Below are 24,910 nucleotides of genomic sequence, written 5' to 3' on the forward strand. Positions count from 1 at the left end.
ACAAGAGTTACAGTTTTCTTGTGGGGTGGGCAGGAGAGCCTGCCCCATCCTCATATAACTATTATCACTTTATTTATTTACACCTACTTAATTACCCATTATTGCTAATTTCTCTAAGCGAATAAATGCTAAATAACAGTTTACAGTTACTTCATATATATAAAGATTCAGTAAATTTTGGATATTCAAATATTCAGTGGAAATTCTTAAGTATATGCTTAAAATTAGCAATAAAAAATCAGGGTTACGGAATCGGAAATTACACAGAAATTTACGGTGAATTTTTTAATAGCATCGTGTTTTCTCGTAGCTATGCAACTTTGTAAGGTACTCCCCTCGAACTACATATAATGCAGGTTTTTCTATGAAGGCAATTTCCTTAATCCCAGCAGGTTCAACCCCGCAAATTACTTCAACTAGACAAGAAGCAAAGGTAGTTCCGGTTCATCACCCCTTTCTGAACCCAATCCCGGCACTGGTGGTAATTGACTCAGGTTTACCCGATTATCAAACTCTCGCAGCGGGAGTTTTACCCGGATCGCAAATCTTGATTCTCAATTCTTACCAGGATGGAGTTGAGCAGATTACCACAACGCTCAATCATCTCCCCCCTGTCCAGACCCTGCATATTGTGTCTCATGGGAAACCCGGTTGTCTGTATCTAGGTAACACTCAACTTAATTTAGACACTCTTGCCCACTATGCTCCGGCTGTGCAAAACTGGTTTGCTCACCCAGAGAGTCAGCTTTTCCTCTATGGCTGTCATGTAGCAGCAGGGGATGCAGGCAGTGAATTGATCGATCGCTTGCAGCAGTTAACGGGAGTAGCGATCGCCGCCTCTACCACCCCCATTGGCGCTTCATTTCTGGGCGGCAACTGGCACTTAGATGTCACAACCCGTGACATGGAAGTAGGAATCTGCTTCCAGAATGAAGTCATTGAGACCTACGCTGCTGTCTTTGCTGTGGGCGGGCTCGATCCCAGCTTTGGCAGTGGTGGTAAGGTGATAACCAGCGGCGGTTTTGCGTATACATACGGGATTGCCCTCCAGCCCGATGGGAAGATTTTATCAACTGGGTCTGGTCTACAACCCGGTAACAACTTATTTTCTCTGACTCGCTACAACATTGATGGCAGTCTGGATACCAGCTTTGGGAATAGTGGCAAAGTCACCACTGATATTTATAGTGGAACCGCTACCGATCGAGACCGAGGTCAAGTGGTTTTAGTGCAGCCAGATGGCAAAATTGTCGTAGCAGGTCCGACAACGATCGCGACCCCTGGCTCTTCTGCATATCCTATTTACAGTTATTTAGATGGCTTCGCCCTCGTCCGTTATAACAGTGATGGTAGCCTGGATACTAGTTTTGGGAACAATGGTGTGGCGCTTTCCAGAGCCGGAAACTACACAGGTAATCTGGGCAAAGCAGTTCTTCAACCGGATGGCAAGATTATCTTAGTTGAAGATTCTTCTTCGGGTCGTTATGGCCCCTTTGTGTTAAAGCGCTTTAACAGTGATGGCAGTTTTGATAATAGTTTTGGTACTCTCCCTGCAATGCCTGAGTATCAGGTGTGGGGAAGTTCTGTCACCACTTCGGTCAATGACACAAATTACGCTAGAGATGCTGTACTCCAACCCGACGGCAAACTGGTAGTGCTGGGAATTTCTCGTGCCGATCTGCTCAGAGGTGGGGTGGATACACCTAGAAGTTTAACACTGCTGCGGTATAACCCAGATGGTACTCTTGACAGTAGTTTTGGCACGGGGGGAATTACCACATCGCTTTTCCAATTTCTTCCGAATAATTTTTCCTTCAATGATGGTTCCCAAGCTAAATTAGCGCTGACAACTGACGGCAAGATCGTGGTTGCGGCAGATGGCAGCAGTAGCCAGGGTACCCAGTCTATCTTGCTCCGCTACAACAGCAATGGTAGCCTCGATCCTGACTTTGGCATTGGCGGTCGAATCACGACTTCTGCCACAACAACTATTGCCGGAGTTGCGATCGACACCGATGGCAGGATTTCCGTCGCAGGGCAAGCCAACGGTGATTTTGTCTTGACGCGCTATAGTAGCACAGGTAGCGTGGATACCAGTTTTGGCAGCAATGGCAAAGTAACCACTGATTTTGGCACCACCACCGATAACCCTTTTCAATTGGTAATACAGCCTGACAGCAAAATTGTGCTGACGGGAACCGCCAACGGTAATTTTGTTATGGCTCGCTATGAAGGCGGGGGTAGCATCAATACCGTGAATTATGCCCCAACTGATATTAATTTCGTTAATCGCACTGTCATTCCAGAGAATATTCTAGTAACGCCCATTCAGAACGCTTACTCGGTAGCGCTGAGGTTGAGCGCGACTGACCCCGATACTACCGATCTTCATACTTACACGCTGGTTGCTGGGGCTGGTGATAGCGATAACGCTGTCTTTAAAATTGATGGCGATCTCTTAGTTCCCTTGCAGACTTTTGATTTTGAAACCAAGTCTAGCTATAGCGTGCGAGTGCGGGCAGACGATCGCAAAGGTGGTATTTTCGAGAAAGCACTGACGGTGGCAATTTTCGATCTTCCTGATACTACGGTGGTCAACAGTGCGCCAACAGACCTCAGCTTGAGCAATGCCAACGTTGCCGAAAATCTCGCTGTTAATACGATCGTTGGAGCCTTCAGCACGATCGATCCTAATGTTGGCGATACCTTTACCTACTCGCTGGTAACAGGCACAGGCAGCACCGATAATGCCGCCTTCAAAATCGCTGGTAATACCCTGCAAACTGCTCAGTCCTTTAATTTTGAGTCCAAGTCCGCTTACAGCATTCGGATACGGACAGATGACGGCAAGGGTGGCATATTTGAAAAACCCTTCACCATCAGCATTCAAGACTTAAATGAAACTCCGTTTGTGACGGTGGCGATCGCCAATCAAGCAACTACTGCTGGAACAGCCTTTAACTATGTTGTTCCTACCACTACCTTTACCGACCCCGATGCCGGAGATGCGCTAACGCTCAGTGCTACCCTCAGTGATGGTAGCGCTCTGCCCACCTGGTTGGGTTTCGATCCCACTACCCGTGCCTTCAGCGGTACTCCGACTAGCACCAACGTTGGGACGGTTAATTTACTACTTCGAGCTACCGATCGCGGCGGACTCTCTACCACCACTGGCTTTAGCCTGACAGTAAATTCGGTTACAAGCGGTACAAACCCCACTACTGGAACCGCTGGGGACGACTACCTGGTTGGTAGCAGCGGTGCTGATACGATTCAGGGTCTAGCTGGCAATGACACGATTGACGGTGGACTGGGTGCTGACTCGCTGATCGGCGGACTGGGCAACGACACCTACATTGTCGATAACATTGGTGATGTTATTGTTGAGAACCTCAACGAGGGATTAGATACAGTACAGTCATCTGTTACCTACACCCTTGGTAATAATGTGGAAAATCTGTCCCTGACTGGAACTGGCACGATTAACGGTACGGGTAACAACCTGGATAACGCGATCGTAGGGAACTCAGCCAAAAACATCCTGACTGGTGGTGCGGGTAACGACACCCTGAATGGCGGTGCAGGCAACGACACCCTGAACGGTGGTGATGGCAATGACATCCTGAATGGTGATGCAGGGGGCGATCGCATGGTCGGTAATGCCGGAAATGACACCTACATTGTCGATAACACAGGTGATACGGTGGTTGAATCCAGTAATTCTGGAATCGATCTGGTACAGTCCTCGATCTCTTGGACGCTGAGTAGCAATGTGGAAAACCTGACGCTGACTGGAACTGCCATAAACGGTACGGGTAACAGCCTCAATAACGCGATCGTAGGTAACTCGGCCAATAACATCTTGACTGGTGGTGCAGGAAATGACACGCTGACTGGTGGTGAAGGTAGCGATCGGTTTGTCTATAACTCCTTTGATAACCGCACCGATATCATCACAGACTTCAGCATCAGCCAGGACATACTCGATCTAAGTACATTGTTTGACAGTCTGGACTATGCGGGTTCAAATCCCATTACTGATGGCTTCCTGAGATTTATCCAATCAGGTGCCAATACTTTAGTCCAGATCGATTGGGATGGTACCGCTGGAGGGGCAGCCTTTAGTACGCTAGTCACTCTAAACAATGTAATTGCTAACAATCTGGTTGTTGGCACCAATGTTTTATAGGGCTAAGATGAGCTAAATCTAGATACATAGATCCCCGACTTCTTGAAGAAGTCGGGGATCTGGGCAGCAGAATCAGCATCTAATTAACTCAAGTTGCTAGTTACAAGTCTAACTTTTTCTTAGCCCCCCTTGAGTAAGGGGGGTTGGGGGGATCTAAACCTAGTAATCACAGCCGAATATCCCCCCTAACCCCCCTTACTCAAGGGGGGAACAAGAAAGAATTAATAACTAGCAACTTGCGTTAATTACTGCATATAGCGCCCAAATTGCCATGCCACGCAAATAATAACTAGCGCGAAAAGTACCAGCAGCAGTAATAGCTTCTGGGGTACGAAATTGTAAACCATTTTGGTAAATTTGCTGTACTACGGCTTCAGTAATTTGCCATGCTTCCTGCTGCATTCCCATTTGCCACATAAAAGCAGACACACCAAAATTAATTCCTGTCCAAACCTCTAAAGGATGGGTAGCTTTAGGGTTTTCTGGCGAACCATCAGGTTTAACACCATTAGCAGCGCCAAGGGGTGAATTAGGAAATTGCTTACTTGCTTGTAAGCTATTGAATTTTACGAAACAGGAATCATAAACTTTTTTCAAAGCACTAGTAACACATTCTTCTGGGACAATATCCGGTAATCTTAATAAACGGCTATAAAATTGACCGCACAATTGATCGGTCATAACTACATCGGAATTACTTTCACTATCTAAACGATAATATTCACCATTCCACAATTTTTCTTGGTATACTTTTTGAGCTTGTTGATACCAACTCTCATAAATAAACTTTTGTTCCTCCCAACTCTTCTGTGCGTCCTCTGCGTCTGGGCGGTTTTGAATTAAAATATCACAAATGGCGATCGCACTTTGCAAAGCCGCCAACCACAACCCACCACAATAAGCACTCACACCCTGCAACCGCCAATCATCAAAAGTTTGATCTGGCGCACCAGAATTTTCCGGTATCCCATCGCCATCTAAATCAAAAGTTTTCAAATAAGCCAAAGTATTAACAATACTCGGAAAACTTTCCTCTAAAAACTCAATATCCTTTCTTCCAGTAAACACGAAATAACGATAAACTTGCAAAACAAAATCGCAGGGTAAATCCTTCCACAAATTACAATCTTGATAACTAGTGTAATTAGTTTTCTCCCAAGGATGCTCGTTAGGTGCGCCTAAATCATGGGGAGTTGCATCAGCAATTTTCCGCACAGCTGACGCTTGATTATAACCAATAATTCGCTCTTTATCATCAAAAGTCGGAATTGCCCTAGTATATGCTTCTAACACAGCTTTATCTAACTTAGGCCAAAGCATGACGATCGGAAAAGAACCATAAAGCCTCACATCTAAACTTTCATACCAACGATAATCAATACATTCTAAAATGCCAAATTGACCGATCGGATCGGTTTCCGAAGCAGCAGTCCAAAGAGTTCCCCCACTAGTCAAATTATACAACTCATTAAACAGCGCCATTTTAAACCAATTAGGCAAATCTTCCCGCGATAAAATTGGTTCTTGCCAATCAACAATTCTCTCTTTCCAAGTGTCATAATGTTTCAAAGCAGTGCGAATCATTGACCAAGAATTTTTGCCATTTCTTCCATAGAAATCTGTGTAACGTCGATAATAATTTACGCCATCAGCAAATTCAGTAATTGGAAAATCCCAAGCTAAAATAAAGGGAATTTGGCGCGTTTTTCCCGGTCTAACTGTTACCCTAATTGCCATTGCTACGCCAATTTGTTCTCCGGGATCTGCGGGTATTTCATTTTCTATATCTGGCAAAGAACCATCTTGAGCGAAATTTTGCCAAATATCATTGCCATCGCCAGCGGGATTCCAACGAGTGTGATAGAAAATTTCTAAACTAGGATTAGCGAGAGTTGCGATCGCCCATTGTCCCTCTTCTTCTCGCACATCCTCACCCAATCTTACCCGATCCAACAAACAACCAACCCGATATTGTTCCTCAATCCATTGATTAAAATTACCAGTACTATCGCCTATCCTTGGTTGATAATCATAAACCGGACTACCATCATCTCTTACCCGCACTTCTTTAGTTTTGAAATAATTAGTAAACCAACCGACAATATTTTGCCAAGTTATCATAATACTAACAGTAATTGGCTGGTCGGTAGGATTATGAATACTCCAATCAAAAATTGCGATCGGATAAGAACTTTCCTGATAATTCCCCGCCCAAATTGGCGAAAATTGTTCGCAAATCAACTGCGATTTAAACACATTTTCATAGACAAACCAACTGCGCGGATAAAGCGCATGATAAGTCCCGGAATTACTTTCTGGATACCAATTCCAAGCTGACAAACTACCATCTTCCGGCGCTTTTGTACACAAAGTATATGCTTTTCCCGGTTCATTTCCTACCTGTTCAAACACACTAAATTGACAAGCCGGAATATTTTGAAAAGTGTGTTCTCCCGCATCCAAATGCCAAAGATTAAAATCTCCCCGTGAAGAACGACCAATACAACCTGCACCAAAACCACCTAACGGCGCACCATGCCAAGGGCCATCATCTAAATTACTAGCATAGCGAACTTTGTAGTAATTTTCCCAACCCAAACCGATCGCACGTTGCCAAGTATAAGGAGGGATTTTTAATTCGTCGGTCATTGGTTATTTGTCATTAGTCATTGGTCATTTGTTATTTGTTATAGCATGGTTTTTAGCCCGAAATCGTTTAATTTATGCTAATTTCCCCAAACAAGAGATAATGCCTCATCTGTCTTTAGTTAGTTGTCAATTTCCATTTTTCAGATCTGATAATTTCTAACCAACTACCAACTACCAACTACCAACTACCAATGACCAACAACTATTGATCGATCGCAATTTGCCCAGTGCCTCTTTGATTCACAGGAGATTGGTTATAGTAGCGATTGTAAGAATCCTGCCAACGAGTAGTATAACTCTTCACTCCATTAGCAACTAAACCTAAAACTGGCGTTCCCGAAATTCGCAACGTATCTAATGCTTGCATTAACGGATAACGGTCAGCTTTTCCTAGTCCGACAACTAAAATTACCCCATCAGTAGGAGTTGCCAAAATACTAGCATCTGCAAAACCAACTAACGGAGGAGTGTCATAAATAACTAAGTCGAAAGCTGACTGAAAATCACTCATCAGTGTCTGCATTTTCTCTGAAGATAACAGACGAGTCGGGTCAGGGGGAATTTGTCCCGCAGTCAGCACAAATAAATTTTCTTCTTCTGAGTAATTTTGAATTACCTCATTAAAATCTAGGTCTTCAGAAGAAATCAAATTAGTTAATCCCCGCATATTAGGCAAACCTAATCTTTTGTGAATTTGGGGACGGCGTAAATCAGCATCTATTAATAATACCCGTTGTCCCATTGCTGCTGCTGCTTGCGCCAAATGCAAAGATATTACTGTTTTACCTTCTGCGGGAGTCGATGAACTAATTACTAAACTTCGGATTGGCATATCCGTAGTCAAAAGACGGATATTAGTATAAAGAGAACGGAAAGATTCCACAAATTGAGAAGCTTTATACCGAGAATGGCCTCTAGTATTTTCAGTAGCTAATGCCAATTCTGAGTGTGGTAATAATAAACCATCTACCTCAGAATTGTCCCCAGGAGCGACTTTTTTCAACCCCTTACTAAAGGGAATTACCCCTAACAAAGGCATTCCAGTTTGGTTTTTCAAATCTTCCGCAGAATGGAATACATTATCGAGCATTTCCACTAACCAAGCTGCGCCAGCACCTAAGAGCAACCCAGCAATTACGCCCAACATTATATTACGATATTTGTCAGGAGAAATTGGATAACTTTGATTAGGAGCATCAATTAATTGCCAAGGAGTCGCCTTTTGCGCCGCTTCAATTTCTAGGTTTTCTCTAGTAGATAAAAACCTCAATAAGCTTTCCGTTGTCACCTTTAATTCTCGCTGCAAATCTGTATATTCACGAGCGCGAATTGGCATTTGTTTGAATTCTTGTACTAAGATATCTTCAGCGCGTTTTAACGCTTGATTCCGCACTTCTAAAACTTTGATTTGATTTGTGGTATCCACAAATTGTTGAGTTAAAGATAGTCGGATCGAGTTTTGATTGCTGAGCCTTTGCGTATTGATTGTAGTAGGAGAAAGAGTATTACCGATCACTCTTTGGTTTTCTTGAGCAATCAAAGGTAACAGCTTTTGTCTTCTTTCCTTGAGTGTAGTAAGCATGGGACTATCTTCTGTGAATCTCACAGATTCCGTCGCCAGTTTAGTTTCTACTTCTTGCAATTCCGAGAGTAATTTTTGATATCGGGGAGCTTCACTCAAAGCCGATGCTACAATCGCTTCATTGGGCTGTAATCCTAATTGTCCTTGCAACAAAGTATAAAGCGATCGCAACTCATTTAACTTAGTATTTCCTTCTACTTGTTGTTGTTCAATTCCCGAAATTCTATTTCCTAATTCTTGCGCCTTTTGTTCAGGATCGATAAAATTATACTCTTGCCTAAACTTCTGTAATCTTGCTTGTAGCGCATTTACCCGTTCTTGCAAATTTGGTAACTGTTGTTTAACAAAATCAATTCCTTGGCGCACATCACTTTGGCGCTGTTGCTGACTATAATCCAAGTAACCATCAGCAAGGATCTGTAAAATCCTTTCTGCTCTTTTCGGATCGCTATCTTTATAACGCACCTCAATAATTTTAGTATTTCCCAAACGGCTAATCATTAAACTGGATACCAAAGAACCGTAGTTAATCTCTGGATATTCAGCCTTTATTTTATTAACAATACCATCCATTACGCTAGGACTGCGTAACACTTCAGTTTGGGTATCATAATCTAAAATAGAATAAACAATTGCGCCGAAATTTTGCGCCACCTTAGTTTCGGCAGTAATTGGTTCCACCAAAACGCGAAACTTCCCTTCATACAAAGGTGGTGTATTCCAAGCCCTTGTTCCCATAACTGATGACACAGCGATCGCCACACTAACCACAACCAAAGCGCGACGACGTAAAATTCCCAAAACCTGCCTTAAATCTAACTTATTTGCCTCTTCTTCATGTACCTGCTCTGGATAAATATAAGGCAAAGAATGAGGTGTCTTCCCATTAATATTGTTCGAGTATATCGGTTGAGCGTATGGCTTAATTTTCATTTCTTCATTGTCTCCTTTATCAGTAAACTTAAGTCAATTATCATGAGAATTTTCCACCAGAACCACCAATTACCAACCAGAAAAAATTGCACATCCTTAACTCAAAAATATCAACTCCTCCTACAGACCATCAAAAATACGGATTAAGTTAAAGATCGAGAAGAAATTACTAATTGGATCTAACCAAATTCGCAACCCATCCGTGACTTGTGCTGCAAAAGAGCGATTCACCACAATAACGTCATTATCCCGAAGAATCGGATTTTCGTTCTCATTGATCCCTCTGGAAAAATTAATCGTAATATTCCGTTTAGTCACTGTACCATTGGGATTCAAGCGGAGCAATTCCACATAAGAAGTGCGGGCGCGAGTCGGATTAAAACCTCCTGCTGCTAACAACGCTTGATTTAAAGAAGTATTAGGCGGTACTTGTAAAACCCCGCCCCGGGCAACTTCTCCCACCACATTCACCCTGATAGTAGCTGGAGAGAGACTGCTCGATGCAATTTGCGGCGCTTCTGATGGATCGATATTCTGCGCCGTAGGGACAAAAATTGTATCTCCTTGTTGCAAGATTAAATCTTGAGAGCGATCGCCCGACTGCAACAATTGCCAGAAATTTGATACTAAAATTTGTTGTGTCCCCAACCTAGTACTACGGCGAATTTCAATCCGGCGAACATCCGCTAAAGGCGTAATACCCCCCGCCTGTTGAATCGCTTGGGACAATGTAGGTAATCCCGCAAAAGAAGGTAACGCCCCCGGAACGCCCTGTGCAGGTCTAAACGGTTGAATCAGATAAGTTCCCGGACGTGATACCTCACCCACCACAGCTACGTTCAAAGGTTGGGAAGGATCGGCAGCAATACTAGAAGAAACAATCTCTAAAGATTGGGCTACTGGTAGAGGTGCAGTAGCAGTGGGAACAACGATCGAATCTCCTTCTTGCAAAAAGATATCCTGACGGCGATCGCCACCCTGCAACAACTGTTGTAAATTTATAGTAATTGTCTGGATAGTGCCATCACGAGTAATCCGGCGCAACTGCACGTTAGTAATATCAGCAGTTTGGTTAATTCCCCCAGCAGCTTGCAGCGCCCGTGATAAAGTAGGCGGCGAACCTGTTTGTGTGGGTTGTACACTGTAAGGGCCAGGACGAGTCACTTCCCCCACCACAACTATATTAATCGGCTGATTTTGGGTTGGTGCCAGAGTACTATTAGTAATTTGGAAACTTTGATCGGGGCTAATTCTTGGTGCAGTGGGAATCACGATCGTATCACCCTGTTGTAATACCAAATCCTGACGGCGATCGCCACCCTGTAAAACTTGATTCAAATTTACCCCAATAATCTGTTCTCTGCCTCCTCTAGTAAAGCGACGCAGTTGCACCCGACTGAGATCCGCCGCTTGCGTCACACCACCAGCAACTTGCACCGCCCGTGATATAGTAGGGAATGCTCCTGTTTGGTCTGGTTGAACGATCACCGGACCCGGACGAATCACTTCTCCGGCAACTAAAATATTCAAAGGCACATTTTGTACTGGAGCAATATTAGATCTAACGATATCCTGCGCCGCTGTTAAATTAATACTCGTTGCTGTGGGAATAAATAAACTATCTCCATCCCGCAAAGTGATATCTTCGCAGAGTTCGCCTCTTGTCACCAATCCGAAAACATCTAAATTAATTGTCCCCAAACCCGGTCTGAGCAATCTAACTTGACGCAAATTTGCTGACTGCGTAATTCCCCCTGCTAAACTTAAGGCTTGGGACAAAGTGGGAAATTGAAAACCTGCACCACCTGCACCACCTGCGCCACCCGCACTAGCCAGAGGAATAATATAAGAACCACTACGATTTACTTCTCCAGCGATCGCTACTTGTACAGGTCTAGGGGATACTAAGTTAACAGTTACGATCGGTCTTCGCAAAAATCGGGCATAGCGAGAAGAAATTAAATTAGAAGCTTGTTCCAACGTCAAACCTCGAAGTGAGACACTTCCAATCAGCGCCAAGTTAACTGTCCCATTAACCAAAACCTGATATTCTCGACTATATTCTGGAACGTTGAAGATATCTAGAGCAATGCGATCGCCCGCACCCAAAGTATAAGCTGGTTCCGGCCCAAAACGACCGCTACCTGGACGACAATTCAGCGTTCCCGCTGGTGCTTGCGCCCACCCCACTTGAGGAACTGTTAACACCAGCATTGACAAAGCAATTACCAAACTTTTCTGGTTAATCAAAGACAGTTTAACACTTCTGATGTGTTTTGCTCCTGGGCTGTTCGTTTCGGAAAGCGATTTTTTCAACATTACTTTAACAGTGTCACTAAAAATTTTGCAGAGGTTGTCAGTAATAGATAGTCAAATCAAGTTCGCCAGTTCCTCATCAGCAGAATTACAAGTGTCCAAAACTTAGAAATCACCTGAGAGAAAGCAACTTCTCTAACTTTTGTAACTTTTTTCTTACCTATGGGATTTAATACATAATTTTGGCGCATTTGTCAAAAAAAATATAACTAGTCTTCAACCGTTCCCCGGTCAAACCAGATTATAGCCCATCAACATATTGCCGTAACTTTTGGTGTATCGTGCTTTAAATAGAACCATTACCAGAATGCTAACCTTCTTTACAGACATACACATCCCCGATCGGAGTTTCCCTACCATACTGCCTGACAAACTGACGGAACTAGCACCCTAATAGCTCTAAATATGCTGCCACATTTCCAGCAAAGTAGTCTAATTTTGCCGTAAATATCCAAAGAATTTAATGTCTTGTTAATTGTTCTGGCTGGCGATCGCACTCCCAAAAGCAATAAAACTCTCCCAAAATTCCTCTGCGTTCATCTGCGGTTAAAATTTTAAGATTGGGACTTTGGCAAGAAGACTAGTAAATTTTATCTTATAAATTAACCTACAGCTTTGCTCCCACTTTACCACCTAATTTCCCGCAGCAATTTAAACAAAGCTGATAAAAAAACCAGAATATCCCATACCCAGAAAAAGACTACCAAAAATTTAAAGGCGTTCTCTTCTTCCCAAGAACGCCCAAAGTAATATGGCAATTGTTAACAGAATGACTGAATCAGTAACTTAATATCTTAAAGGAATGGCTTTCGTTGTCAGAATTAAAATTTCTAGCTTAAAGAAGCATCGCTGCGATCGTAAGTCGCCCGGAAAGAAGGCTCTGTTTTTCCTTGAGTATGTACCCAACTATCCACATCAACCGATAGACCCATTTCCGCAGCCGCACGACCTAGCATAGATTGCTGGCGGTTTTTAATCAAGTGATGGTGACGCATCATCAAAGACCGAGCTTGTTCTTGTGCAGACATGACCTTTTCTCCTCGTTGAACTTGTTCGTTATACCTTCACTATTTAAGATAACAGGAAATTCTGTAACTAAAGCTACAAAATGCTGCTTTTTTACAAAAAGTTACAAAAATCTTTGGGATCGTTTAACCAAACACCCCCGATCCCCTAGTTCTTTTCATCCTCAGCGATAATCTGTAAAATTCCTCTATCCCTGAAATATCGAAGGGCGTTACCCTGGGTTGGGAAACCCCTGATTTGAAGAAAATGCTTACACCTTGTCATATCGTTGTTGAAGGCAATCCCGTAGTCGTCTACGCCAGCAGAAATGGCTCACCTAACAGAGTCTTACCAATCCTCAAACCATTCTTAGAGAAATTTTGGGAAGAGAGAAAAACCTGTGGCGAGTACGGCGATAACGCAGAATGTTTAGTAGCTCAAATAGTCGTCAGATTTGGCTATGAAATTTGCGAAGACGATTTTTCCAACCTGCGAGTTGGAGTAAACTACGCCCCAGACGTTGAATACATCTATTTCATTGAGATGAATCGCCAAATTAACACTTTGATTCCCAGCGATGAGTATCGCAGCAATCCCAATTTGGGACTCAAAGCCTGTCGCGAACTGGCTACAGAAAGCTGTTAAACATAATTAACTAGAAAGGCAAATCTTCAATATTAAATGTTGCTTTTTGCCTTTCGTTCTCCCGATGATTAATTTTGATTAGTCTGCTGACATAAAAAGCCGAATAAAACCAAAAGTTAGCTCAGATTATTATTGATTTAGAGCTCGATCCACTTCATAGAGGGAAGTTAAAAATGCCAGCCATCCCGCCCTTTTTTGTGCTAACAGACAATGCAGATAATTTTACGATCGCACCTGGGTTGCTAGATACCTTACCGGGTGGTCTACTAGCCTTAGCTGGAAACGATACAATCACAGGATCAAACCTAGCAGATATTGTTCAAGGCAACAAAGGAGACGATCGCTTAATCTTAGGAAAAGGCGACGACACCATCTTTGGCGGCGCAGGAAACGATACCATAGCCGGAGAGCAAGGCCAAGACTTCATTTCCGGCGATCTGGGAGATGACATAATCTACGGCGGCAGTATCAACAACCAAGTTCCAGATTTAGCCGACATAATCTACGGTGGGGAAGGAAACGACACCATCTTTGGGCAGGAAGGAAACGACTTCCTCAACGGTAATCAAGGCAACGACTATCTGACAGGAGGCGCAGGAAACGACACCATTCGTGGCGGCAAAGGTGGAGATGTCCTTCTTGGCGATCAAGGCTCAGATACCCTGATTGGAGATCTTGGTCAAGATGCCCTAGTTGGAGGTATTGCAGACGCTGGCGCAGTAGACGTTGATGTGTTTATCCTGCGAGGAGATGCTGGAGCCAATAAATTAGCCCAAGCAGATTTAATTTTAGATTTCTCCGTTGGTGACAAAATTGGCATTACGAATTTTAAAGGAGGAATTGGATCGCTAGCCCTACAAGAATTTGTCCCGATTCCGGTTAGTCAATTTATCACTCAATTGTCCCCTGAACTACAAGCAGCCCAAAAATCCGGCTTAATCAACTTAAATGATTTAGCCTTTAACGGTCTGATTCAGGGTACAGCAATTAGTCTCACTGTCAATGGCCCAGTTATTGGTGTCGTCCTCAATCAAAGCCTTGTCCAAGTCAATGCCGCTTTATTCAATACTAATATTACCGAAGCTTAGTTAAGAGCAGTGGGGTTCCAGGGGACAAGGGGACAAGGCGACAAGGGGACAAGGGGACAAGGCGACAAGGGGACAAGGGGACAAGGGTACAAGGGGACAAGGGGACAAGGGGACAAGGGGACAAGGGGACAAGGGGACAAGGGGACAAGGGGACAAGGGGACAAGGGGACAAGGGGAAGAAAGAGAACAAATCTCCGCGTCAGGAGCTTCCTCTTCTACTCCCCCCTACCTCCCTACCTCCCTACCTCCCCACCTCCCCACTTCCCCACTTGCCCACTTCCTCACCTACCTGTTCCCTGTTCCCTTTAACCTGCATTTGCCACAACGGAAGGAGTAGTCAATAACTCGAAAGCAGTTTTATATTGTTGATCTGCTTGTGTGGCAATTTGGTCAAAAGCAGTTGCTTCCCAACTAATTACGCGATCGGGAGTAATTCCCAACTTATTAATGTCATGATGATTAGGCGTTTCGTATTTAGCGACAGTTACCGCTAAACCGGAACCATCAGACAAGTCAAACAATGATTGAATTAAACCTTTACCAAAACTTTTTTCACCGACAATTTGGGCGCGTTGATTGTCTTGTAAAGCACCAGCGAGAATTTCGCTGGCACTAGCCGTACCACGATTTACTAACACTACTAAAGGATCGTTCGTTAGTGCTACATTTGTTGCTTCAAAGCTACCAATTATGCCTTGACGATTAACTGTGTAAACAATGGTTCCTTGATCCAACCAGAGACGGGCGATTTCAATTCCAGCTTGCAATAATCCACCGGGATTGTTCCGCAAATCTAGAATATAGGCATCTGCACCTTGTTTTTCTAAGCTAGAGATCGCATGAGCAACTTCTGTTACCGCGTTACCATTGAATTGGTTTAGGCGAATATAGCCTACAGGAACTTTTCCGGGTGAAGAACGCAATTCGGCAATTACAGGGTTAAGGGCAATGCGATCGCGCACTAGTGTAAATTCTTGGGCATCTTCCTGTTGCCGTCCCACAGTCAGAACTACTTGGCTACCCCTGGGGCCACGCATCTGAGTCGCAGCTTCGTCTAAAGTAAACTGTGTAGTGGAAACGCCATCGATTTTTAGAATCCGATCCCCAGGCTTAATTCCAGCTTTTTCGGCAGGCGATCCGGCAATGGGCGTTATTACCTGCAAAACACCAGTTTCTTCATCCAAAGCAATCTGTAACCCAACTCCTGTGAGTTCCCCAGAAGTAGATACCTGTAAATTTCGGTATTGGCTAGGTTGAAGATGTCGCGTAAAAGGATCGTCTAAACTAGCTAACATCTTGCCAATTACAGAGTAAGTCTCTTCTCGGCTATTGGTGCGTTGCTTCATCGCGTTTTGCCGCACTAACCACCAGTTTTGATGGTTAAACGTCTCATCCACGTAGGATTGATTGACAATGCGCCATACCTCTGCTATTAGCTTTTGGTTTTCGGTATCAGCCTTAGCAGACGGAACCCACCAACCTAATCCCAAAATAACTGAGAGAATCAGTAAAAGAACAATTCGCAAAAAACGGTTTTTCATCTGCATCGAATTTTAAACAATATTTTACAAAAATCTAGCGCGAAAACCCACGCAGGCGGGCAGAGGAACACAGGGGTAGAGGGGCACAGGGGAAGAAAATCGCAAATCTAAAATCTAAAATCTAAAATCTAAAATCGACATGATTGAGGTAGAAGTCCATAACTCACTGCGAGCATTCCTCAGAGAGTGCAAAGAGACATACTGGCCCCACCATTTAACTATGGCTAGACTGGTGGCCCGCGCCTTACGATTGGAAAGAAGTGCTTTGATTCAAGTGGGTGCCCCCACTTCGGCAAATATCCGCTATCGTCTAAGTTACCTAGCACCTGCTTTAATGTGGTCTGGGCCAGTAATTGTCGTGGCGACGGAAGCAACACAGCAGCGACTCCTCAAGGTGGAAATTCCCCAATTACAAGGTTGGCTGACTACAGAAAAGGAAATTTTTGTCGGTGATGCTCTCCCCGATCCTAATTTTGCTGGGTTGTTAATTACTTCGCCTTCATCTTGGTTGAGATCTCGCCTCACAACTAAAACACAATTTGGTCATGGTATCCCCACCATCCTCGATGGTGTAGATGACCTGGAAACTTGGACGCGCCAACAGTTAACCGCTACCATTACTCCTAGCGATTGGGAAGAGTTGATCCAAGCTTTCCCCCACCGAATTGAGGCAATTCGAGATGCTAAGGTACAACTAACTAAGGAAATTTTTCAGCATCCCGCTAATCCCTACGAATGCTATTTGCTCGAAGTCACAGAAAAACAGGTTTTAAGTCATCTATTTGCAGTTTTAAGTCTAGATCAGGAAGATTCTGCCACATTTTCCGCCCTGCCACCTAGCTGGCAGACATTTTGCCAAAGATTTACTACCCCAGGACAAATGTATTGGGCGCAAATCGCCCGGACTCAAGGTTTGTTTACGATTTACTGTGGTCCGATCGAAGTTTCTTCCACACTCAAACCGATTTGGATAGATCAACCTGTTGTTTTAATTGGTGGCGCTTTGGAGTTGGAAGCGGAAGCACCAATCTATCGTCAGCAGTTAGGATTAGGAGACCTAACTTGCTTGAAGTTTTCTTTGGATCGTCAAAGTGAGCTAATTCAGCTTTATGTACCGGACAGTTTTCCTCTGCCGAATACTCCCCAGTTTCAAGCTGCGTTATTACAAGAAATTCGCAGATTGTTGGTCGTTAGTACAGTTGTAGAAGGACTAACGGTACTTTTGGTTAGTGATGTGCCGCTAAAAGCTCAAGTGGGCGCAGAAATTGCTGCTGAGTTTGGTTCGCGGGTGCAGGTGGAAAAAACTTGTTTGGATGACAATGGAATTTTGGTGACTGGCTGGGAATTTTGGCTGGAACATCAGGATGTGTTACCCGCACCGCACCTATTATTGATTGCGACTTTACCGATTCCTTCGTTGGAAAATCCTTTGGTAGCAGGTCGAGTGGCTGCTTATAAGCAACAGCATCAAGATTGGTTTCGGTTATATTTGTTGCCAGAAGCTTTGAATGTTTTGCAACGAGCGATCGCACCTGTTCGCACCACTCAAGGAGTCGTCGCTTTACTCGATAGCCGCACCATTCACCGCAGCTACGGTCAACAAGTACTCACCGCTTTAAGCCCTTTCGCCCGCATTAATTACCTAGACCCTAACTTATTTGCTTCCGAAGGTTAGGTATAAAAAAACTTGTCAAAGACGATAAAGGTTATCATTAAGCCAGAGTATAGCTCTCTTGGAGTGAGCAGTTATGGGTGAAGCAAAAAGACGCAAGGAAGCACTTGGGGAACAATACGGCAAAGAATCTTACATAACTCCCTGGTTCCCAGTTACTAAATCCCAAGCACAGCAATTTGTCAAGTGGACAAGCCGAGGCTCATGGATCGGAATTGGGCTTTTGGTTGTTGTTTGGGTAAGCGTGCGGTTCATTGGCCCAGCTTTGGGTTTGTGGCAAGTTAACTAAAATCTGACAGGCGTTCCCACTCTTAGATCTGTAGCAAGTGTTGTAGATAACTAACAAAGTTAGGGTTTCTTGACATCGGAGATCAAAGTATCCCGCAAGAATGAACTATGAGCGAAGTGAAAACGTTTAACATAGCTGTGGCTCATCTGGGAATGTCGTTCCTGATACGACCAAAAAATAATCGTTCAGTTAACTTAAAAGCAAAGCTATAAGTTGTTTAGTAAGAAAGTTGTTGGAAATTCGCGATCTGGAGCATAATGGATAGAATGTTAAGAAATTCTAAAGAAGGTCAAAAATTAGGTGTGGTGGCTGGAGGATAAAAGTGTTTATCAGACTTGCAAAACAACACTCGCAGTTTGTCCAAGATCTGGTGATGAATCTTCAAGCACTGGCGATCGTGCTGGAGCGCAAAGGTTATTTGGCTTCTTGCTATACTTGCGGCGATCAGATGTCTAGCGCATCTTTTATGGTCAGCTTGGGAGATAATCACCTGATTAGATTTTTGGTGTCAGATTATGGCATCACTTGGACAGAGATGCGAGACGATCGAGAATTGATGAAGCTAGAGGGCGCAGAAGCGATCGCTCAGCTACAAGAACTCGCCAACTTGCTCAAATCTCAACCCGAATCCCCTTCTGTTTACACTGCTGCGGTAGCACAAGCAATCTAAGCAGATACTAGAAGCAGATGTCACAGGCGAGCCAGAACTTGACACCATCAAGGTTTAGCTCTCTCGGCTAGATGCTGAAACTACTCCCTCAGCGACGCTGAACTGCTAATCTAAAGATAGAGATGTTAGTTCAATTGGCACCTTTAGCCTGCTGTTTAATATGAGCGCTCCTGATTCGGGATGGCAACACCATTTTGTCAAGACAAATGACATTCGCTTGCACTGTGTAACCCAAGGTGAAGGAGAATTAGTAATTCTTTTGCATGGGTTTCCAGAGTTTTGGTACTCGTGGCGACACCAAATACCTGCTTTAGGACGTTACTTTAAAGTGGTGGTTCCCGATCTACGAGGTTACAACTACTCAGATAAGCCAGCGAGTGGCTATGATTTGGATACACTGAGCGCAGATATTCGCGGTTTAATCCAGGGTTTTGGCAAAAGTCGCGCTCACATAGTAGGACATGATTGGGGTGGCGTGATTGCTTGGAATTTAGCACAGAAATTTCCTGAATGTATCGATCGACTAGCTATCCTCAACGCACCTCACCCACAACAATTCGTCAAAGACTTAATCGGTAACATCGACCAATTTCGTCGTACCTGGTTTTTGCTATTATTCCAAATTCCGGCGCTCCCAGAGTGGTTAATTCAACACAATCTAAAAAATTTCGTCCAAAACTTGTTTCGAGAACACGCCATTCGCAAAGCAGCTTTCACGACCGAAGTTATGAATATTTACCAAAATGCTTTAGCAAAACCCCGTGTTTTAACAGCCGCAATTAATTATTACCGCCAAATCCTTTCACCCCAAGCTTGGTTGCATCATCGGGAAGAACAAACTAAATTAGTCACAGTTCCTACTTTAGTGCTTTGGGGTGAAGAAGATTCTTTCTTAAGCAACAAACTTACCCAAGATTTAGACCAATTAATTGCTGCTCCCTTTCAACTCAAATTTGTTCCCAATTGCGGACATTGGATACAGCAAGAAGCTCCCGACACAGTAAATAGAGAGTTGTTAAATTTTCTGCGTTCGTCAGAAAAACTTTTTATCAAGAAAAGGTAAAGACCGCCAAAGCAAAGTTTAGAGAAGACTGAGCTTTGGCTCAGTTTTTTAGTCAAAAAAAAAGAGAATTTATAAGGTTTTTCCGGCAAATTTGGCTTTTACTTTTATCTTTATAGTCCAGCTTGATAAAGCTTTTCTTACTTACGACTATCGATAGTTTGCTGATTTAGCCTACTCAAATATGTAGACTAAGTAAATTCTATTAATCTTAATAATTACTTTAAATTGCTACTGATAGTAAAACATTGTAAATAAAAAAATAATAATTTTGCCAATCAAAAATTTTCTTTTCAGTAAATTTGCGGGTATCAAACAAACTAAAAAATATTACTTTAGGTATAGGCGAAGTATTAATGGTTGTGCTTTCTAAGAAGAAAATAGCGTCCGTACTTGACCTTAAACTGGTAGAGATTTTAACTATAAAGTTAAATTACTACTCAGGAAGTAAGGAAGTTGTTTGGTTTATATTAAAAGTGGAACACTATTAATAAATAAAAAGTTGTTACTTCGTTTCTCAATGGCTGCTAACCTAGCCTTTTGGCAGGAGTCACTGGAATATACAACCAAGCACAACAATAATAAATACTAGCCTTCGTGTAATCTCAGATTGAATATCTGGAAAATCACGGTTAATCTGGGTGTGTCAACAGGGATGCACTGACTATAATCTGAAACCTTGTAAATTATGGAACTAGAAAAACGCCTTGGTCTGTACCAAGTGTTTCTCAAAATTTATGAACATAATCGTGGTCTACTGGATGAGATTCTCCAACTAGAGAATTTATCATTTCCCTATTTAAGTAGCAGAGTTCCAACTTATGTCCAGGGTGTTGTACAAGAAAGAGAAGTTTACCTGATCACTAACTTGGTGAATGGAAACACGCAAACACTGTTCCAACCACAGAAAATTTGGATTATAGGACGCGATCGCCGTTTAGCCTTAACATTAAAAGATCAATGGATTTCGCGCCATCATGCTGCACTCCAATATGTAGAAAACGAAGGATTCTACTTAATAGATCTCAATAGTACTAATGGCACCTTTGTCAACGGTGAGCCAGTTTTCCATCGACAACTAGTTAAAGACGGCGATCAAATTCGTTTGGGAGGCTTGACTATTTCCTTTTTCTTAGCGCAATCAGCGCAAAAGTTGGAGCCATTGTCCTCAGAAATAGTAGCACAAATGAATGAGTTGCCAATAACTGAACCCGCAGTAGCTAAGCCAGAGTATCTGCAAGCGAAGATGGAGGAAGAAAATAAACCTGAGCCCATTGGAGATAAAGATACTTCGATTCATCAAAGGCAAAAACCTTTTCCTGGGGAAGAAGCTTCGCCATCTACGATGTTCAATATAACTCCGACACAGCGTTCAGAAATTCTCGATCGCTTTCTCACCAGTCGTCAAACTTCCGCTTAGAATTTTAGAGAAAAAAACAGAAAAGACTCTCGTCACAGGGTAGGGGCAATTCATGAATTACCCCTACCCTGTAATCAGAGTCTCTCAATTAAGTTATTCGTCTACATCAAGAATTTCATCTTCTTCCTCAATATCGCTTGGGTGCGCCACTGAATTAGCAGAGACAACCGCGCCTTTATCGAGTTTTTCCCGAATTTCTTGTTGAATTTTTTGTGCCAGTTCAGGATTTTCATCCAAATACTTAATAGTATTATCCCGACCTTGACCGATATTGTCACCGTTGTAGCTATACCAAGCGCCTTTACGGATAATTACGCCAGTTTCCTCAGCAATGTCCACAATACAACCCATTGTCGAAATGCCTTTGCCAAAGATGATGTCAAACTCGGCAATACGGAACGGAGGCGCAACTTTGTTTTTGGCAACTTTGACTTTAACGCGAATCCCAAACTCGTCAGTGCCTTTCTTTAAAGTTTGAATCCGCCGAATGTCAAGTCTGACAGATGCGTAGAATTTCAGCGCATTACCACCAGTAGTAGTTTCGGGATTACCATAAGTAACACCGATCTTTTGCCGCAACTGGTTGAGGAAAATCACGGTACAACCAGATTTACCGATGTTACCAGTAATTTTCCGCAAAGCTTGGCTCATTAACCGCGCTTGTAAACCTACGTGAGCATCGCCCATGTCGCCTTCAATTTCAGCGCGGGGTACTAAGGCGGCTACCGAGTCTACAACTACAATATCAACTGCTGCCGATCGCACTAACTGATCGACAATCTCTAACCCTGCTTCACCAGTGTCGGGCTGCGAAACGAGTAAATTTTCAATATCCACGCCTAGCGCCGCCGCGTAGGTGGGATCTAGAGCGTGTTCTGCATCGACAAAAGCAGCAACGCCACCCAATTTTTGAATTTCTGCGATCGCGTGTAGCGCTACCGTCGTTTTCCCCGAACTTTCTGGCCCATATATTTCAATTACCCGCCCTTTGGGTAAGCCACCACCCAAGGCTAAGTCTAACGTTAAAGAGCCACTGGGGATGGTTTCCACTCTCATGCGAGTGGCATCTCCCAATCGGACGATCGCCCCTTTCCCAAATTGACTCTCTATTTGTTTAAGTACTAGGTTTAGGGCTTTTTCCTTGCCAGCGTTTTGGGATTTTTCCTTGCCAGCGATATCATTTGATGCAATAGTCATTACCGCGCCTCATGGGTTAGGAGGTTTAAAAACTGTTGGTCTGGAAGTCAGGACTAGAACAGATATACTATTCTAGTTTAGATTTTCCCGCTCAGAACGTCCAAGCTTGATTAATCTATATTGTTAAGACGTTTGTTTAATGGGAGTCTAGCATTCCCAGCGAATCTGGTGCTTTAAGCTTTTTTAAGTTGCCCTTGAGTTTATATGAATTCTCACCTTTCCCATAATCTGATACTAGAAACAGCCTTATCAGTAGGCGGAATCACCGACTACATTCAAGAATTGCTAGAACAAGACGCAAATCTGACACAGGTTTGGATATACGGAGAAGTTTCTAGTGCTAATCGACATTCTAAAGGGTTATTTTTCACCCTGCAAGACTCCGACGGTAAAGCATCGATTCGCTGCGTGGTTTGGGGTAACTTGGTGAAAGAGTTGGTACAAATGCCCACCCAAGGCGAACAAGTGCTAGTTTTCGGCAGTTTGACTCTATATCGTCAGCGGGGAGAGTATCAACTGCGAGTTTTCCAAGTTTTGCCAGCAGGGGAAGGTTTACAAGCGTTACGCTTGCAGCAGTTGCGAAACCGTTTGCAAGCGGAAGGTTTGTTCGATCCTCAAAGAAAACGATCGCTTCCTCCTCATCCCCAAACTATCGCGGTTGTCACTTCCCCGCAAGCTGCTGCTTGGGGAGATATTCAAAAGACTCTGAAACAGCGTTACCCTGGTTTACAGGTGTTGTTATCTCCAGCGATCGTACAAGGGGAACAAGCACCTGACTCGATTGTAGAGGCGATCGCACGAGTAGAAAAAGACAAACGGGCCCAGGTGATAATTTTGGGGCGTGGTGGAGGTTCAGTTGAAGATTTGGCTTGTTTTAATGATGAAAGAGTGGTGAGAGCGATCGCTTTATGTTCGATTCCCATTGTCACAGGAATTGGGCATGAAAGAGATGAATCTTTGGCTGATTTAGCAGCTGATTTTGCCGCCCATACTCCGACAGCAGCAGCCGAAAAAGTTGTTCCCAGATTAGATGATTTAATTATTGAGCATCAAGAAAGAGTTTTGCATTTACGGAAAGTGATAAATCGGCAAGTTGAAAGGGAGGAGAGTCGAGTTTTATTATTAAAAAATCGGTTGCGGCGTTTGCGGATCGATCGATTTGTTGAGGAGAAAGGGCGATCGCTTTCTTGGTTACAGCAAAGGTTAATTCAATCAACGTTACAGCAGTTTGAAGCAGCTAATCAACGTTGTCAGTTATTACAGCAAAAGTTGGCAACTTTAGATCCCAAGTCGGTTTTACAAAGAGGCTATGCTGTGGTGAGAAATCAGGCGGGAGGTATTGTAAAATCTGATGAAGGTTTGCAGGTTGGGGAGGAGTTATTAATTCAGTTGGGGAAGGGAAAGGTTAAGGTTGAGGTGAGAGAGGTTTTAGAAGATTTGGAACCGCAGAGACGCAGAGGACGCAGAGGTTCGCAAAGGTTAAAGTAAAGTATTCATCTGCGTTTAAAAAAGAACGATTTGGGTTTTTTTCGAGAGCTTTATTTTATTAAACCGCAAAGGACGCAAAGAGCGCGAAGAGAAGAGAAGAAAGAGGTTTTTTTGATGAGTAAGTCTATTCGGAAAGAGTCGGAAGAGGTTTCGCTGCAACAGGGTTTTAATTATGAGGAAACTGTGGCGAGGGTTGAGGAAATAGTCGCGGAAATTGAATCGGGGGAGTTGGAGTTGGGGGAGGTGTTTGATGAGTTTGCGATCGCAGTTGAAGCGTTGCTTAAGTGTCAGAATTTTTTGGCACAAAAGAAGCAAAAGGTCAATTTACTAATTGAAACATTGGAAGAAGAGGCAGAGAGTTTTTGAGTACCAAACAATCAATTTCCATAGTTCATCTTTTATTGTTCTAACTTATCAGCTTGCGTTATCACCACAAGTACGGGAGAGCCATCTTAATTAACCAGGAGAAAGTAATATGCAGCTAGAAGACTACTTTAACTTTTTAGCACCCGACGATATTCGTTTAAAAGGTACGCGAGTTGGTATCGAAACTATTTTATATGAATATATCTACCGCGCCCGTACCCCAGAAGAAATCGCTCAAACCTACCCCACTGTGACTTTAGAACAAGTTTATGCCACAATTCTTTATTACCATCACGAAAAAGAAAAAGTCAGTCAATATATCACTGAATGGCTAGAGTGGAGCCACCAAATGCGAGAAGAACAACGAAAAAATCCCCACCCCGGAATTAAGAGATTGATGGAAATTAAGGCTACCCAAAAAGCTCAAAAATAAAGATGATAATTCAATATCTTATTGATGAAAATGTTAACCCTCTTTATCCTCAACAACTCCGCCGCCGTGAACCGGAGTTAGTGATTCAAGTTGTAGGAGAACCTGCCACACCCCCCAAAGGCACTTTAGATCCAGAAATCTTAATTTGGTGTGAAACTTATGGATGTATTCTTGTCACTAATAACCGCCGTTCCATGCCCGTTCACCTTGCAGATCATCTCGCTCAAGATCGTCATATTCCAGGTATTTTTATCCTGAATCAAGACATGGGTATTGGCGAAACCATAAATGAATTAATTATGATTGCTAAATACTCATTTAAAACCGAATATCAAGATCGAATTACCTTTCTACCTATTCCTTAATC

At 43.2% G+C, this 24,910-nt stretch carries 18 protein-coding genes; 12 read left to right on the forward strand and 6 right to left on the reverse strand.

Annotation, left to right across the window (positions count from 1 at the left end; all coding sequences use genetic code 11):
• Nucleotides 1-364: 364 nt before the first annotated feature.
• Nucleotides 365-4,189 (forward strand): DUF4347 domain-containing protein, encoded by a 3,825-nt coding sequence (locus tag ACE1CI_RS03900; protein WP_413268297.1) that lies wholly within the window; start codon nt 365-367, stop codon nt 4,187-4,189.
• 228 nt (nt 4,190-4,417) lie between these two features.
• Here ACE1CI_RS03900 and ACE1CI_RS03905 read toward each other — a convergent pair whose 3' ends face one another.
• The 4 genes from ACE1CI_RS03905 to gifA all read right to left on the reverse strand — a co-directional run bounded on the left by ACE1CI_RS03905 (nt 4,418) and on the right by gifA (nt 12,697).
• Nucleotides 4,418-6,838 carry a GH116 family glycosyl hydrolase gene (locus ACE1CI_RS03905; protein ID WP_413268296.1) on the reverse strand — a complete coding sequence of 807 codons (2,421 nt, stop codon included), beginning with the start codon at nt 6,836-6,838 and terminating at the stop codon, nt 4,418-4,420.
• A 202-nt stretch (nt 6,839-7,040) separates the two neighbouring features.
• Nucleotides 7,041-9,353, reverse strand: a complete 2,313-nt coding sequence (locus tag ACE1CI_RS03910; protein ID WP_496615224.1) for a polysaccharide biosynthesis tyrosine autokinase — start codon at nt 9,351-9,353, stop codon at nt 7,041-7,043.
• Between the two features lie 120 nt (nt 9,354-9,473).
• Complete coding sequence (locus ACE1CI_RS03915; RefSeq protein WP_413268294.1) at nt 9,474-11,672, reverse strand: SLBB domain-containing protein; 2,199 nt, start codon at nt 11,670-11,672, stop codon at nt 9,474-9,476.
• Between the two features lie 827 nt (nt 11,673-12,499).
• The gene (gene gifA / locus ACE1CI_RS03920) at nt 12,500-12,697 is read right to left on the reverse strand and encodes a glutamine synthetase inactivation factor IF7A (RefSeq protein ID WP_413268293.1); all 198 of its coding nucleotides are present in this window, start codon (nt 12,695-12,697) and stop codon (nt 12,500-12,502) included.
• Between the two features lie 244 nt (nt 12,698-12,941).
• On the opposite strand from gifA, the gene ACE1CI_RS03925 reads away from it, so the two are divergent.
• Both ACE1CI_RS03925 and ACE1CI_RS03930 read left to right on the forward strand, forming a co-directional pair.
• On the forward strand, nt 12,942-13,319 hold the full coding sequence (locus ACE1CI_RS03925; RefSeq protein WP_413268292.1) for a histidine kinase: 378 nt from the start codon (nt 12,942-12,944) through the stop codon (nt 13,317-13,319).
• Nucleotides 13,320-13,492: 173 nt separating this feature from the next.
• Nucleotides 13,493-14,407 carry a calcium-binding protein gene (locus ACE1CI_RS03930; RefSeq protein ID WP_413268291.1) on the forward strand — a complete coding sequence of 305 codons (915 nt, stop codon included), beginning with the start codon at nt 13,493-13,495 and terminating at the stop codon, nt 14,405-14,407.
• A gap of 305 nt (nt 14,408-14,712) precedes the next feature.
• Here the strand turns inward: ACE1CI_RS03930 and ctpA are convergent, their stop codons facing one another.
• Entirely contained in the window at nt 14,713-15,948 is a 1,236-nt protein-coding gene (ctpA, locus tag ACE1CI_RS03935; protein WP_413268290.1) for a carboxyl-terminal processing protease CtpA, read from the reverse strand.
• 139 nt (nt 15,949-16,087) lie between these two features.
• Here ctpA and ACE1CI_RS03940 point away from each other — a divergent pair, with 139 nt between their 5' ends.
• The 5 genes from ACE1CI_RS03940 (at nt 16,088) to ACE1CI_RS03960 (ending at nt 21,059) form a co-directional block, all read left to right on the forward strand.
• Entirely contained in the window at nt 16,088-17,623 is a 1,536-nt protein-coding gene (locus tag ACE1CI_RS03940; protein ID WP_413268289.1) for an ATP-dependent DNA helicase, read from the forward strand.
• Nucleotides 17,624-17,696: 73 nt separating this feature from the next.
• A complete protein-coding gene (locus ACE1CI_RS03945) occupies nt 17,697-17,909 on the forward strand; it encodes a DUF2839 domain-containing protein (RefSeq protein ID WP_413268288.1) in 213 nt (70 codons plus the stop codon).
• Between the two features lie 322 nt (nt 17,910-18,231).
• Complete coding sequence (locus ACE1CI_RS03950; protein WP_413268287.1) at nt 18,232-18,579, forward strand: DUF1815 family protein; 348 nt, start codon at nt 18,232-18,234, stop codon at nt 18,577-18,579.
• 160 nt (nt 18,580-18,739) lie between these two features.
• On the forward strand, nt 18,740-19,642 hold the full coding sequence (locus tag ACE1CI_RS03955) for an alpha/beta fold hydrolase (RefSeq protein WP_413268286.1): 903 nt from the start codon (nt 18,740-18,742) through the stop codon (nt 19,640-19,642).
• A gap of 685 nt (nt 19,643-20,327) precedes the next feature.
• Nucleotides 20,328-21,059 (forward strand): FHA domain-containing protein, encoded by a 732-nt coding sequence (locus ACE1CI_RS03960; RefSeq protein ID WP_413268285.1) that lies wholly within the window; start codon nt 20,328-20,330, stop codon nt 21,057-21,059.
• 93 nt (nt 21,060-21,152) lie between these two features.
• Here the strand turns inward: ACE1CI_RS03960 and recA are convergent, their stop codons facing one another.
• On the reverse strand, nt 21,153-22,256 hold the full coding sequence (gene recA / locus ACE1CI_RS03965; RefSeq protein ID WP_413268284.1) for a recombinase RecA: 1,104 nt from the start codon (nt 22,254-22,256) through the stop codon (nt 21,153-21,155).
• A gap of 204 nt (nt 22,257-22,460) precedes the next feature.
• Between recA and xseA the strand changes: the two genes are divergently transcribed.
• The 4 genes from xseA (at nt 22,461) to ACE1CI_RS03985 (ending at nt 24,908) form a co-directional block, all read left to right on the forward strand.
• Nucleotides 22,461-23,744, forward strand: a complete 1,284-nt coding sequence (gene xseA / locus ACE1CI_RS03970) for an exodeoxyribonuclease VII large subunit (RefSeq protein ID WP_413268283.1) — start codon at nt 22,461-22,463, stop codon at nt 23,742-23,744.
• 114 nt (nt 23,745-23,858) lie between these two features.
• The gene (gene xseB / locus ACE1CI_RS03975; RefSeq protein WP_413268282.1) at nt 23,859-24,110 is read left to right on the forward strand and encodes an exodeoxyribonuclease VII small subunit; all 252 of its coding nucleotides are present in this window, start codon (nt 23,859-23,861) and stop codon (nt 24,108-24,110) included.
• 109 nt (nt 24,111-24,219) lie between these two features.
• A complete protein-coding gene (locus tag ACE1CI_RS03980; RefSeq protein ID WP_413268281.1) occupies nt 24,220-24,543 on the forward strand; it encodes a DUF433 domain-containing protein in 324 nt (107 codons plus the stop codon).
• A 2-nt stretch (nt 24,544-24,545) separates the two neighbouring features.
• The gene (locus ACE1CI_RS03985) at nt 24,546-24,908 is read left to right on the forward strand and encodes a hypothetical protein (protein WP_413268280.1); all 363 of its coding nucleotides are present in this window, start codon (nt 24,546-24,548) and stop codon (nt 24,906-24,908) included.
• Nucleotides 24,909-24,910 lie beyond the last annotated feature (2 nt).

The organism is Floridaenema flaviceps BLCC-F50 (assembly GCF_041929275.2).
GTDB classification, from domain to species: Bacteria; Cyanobacteriota; Cyanobacteriia; order Cyanobacteriales; family Aerosakkonemataceae; genus Floridanema; species Floridanema flaviceps.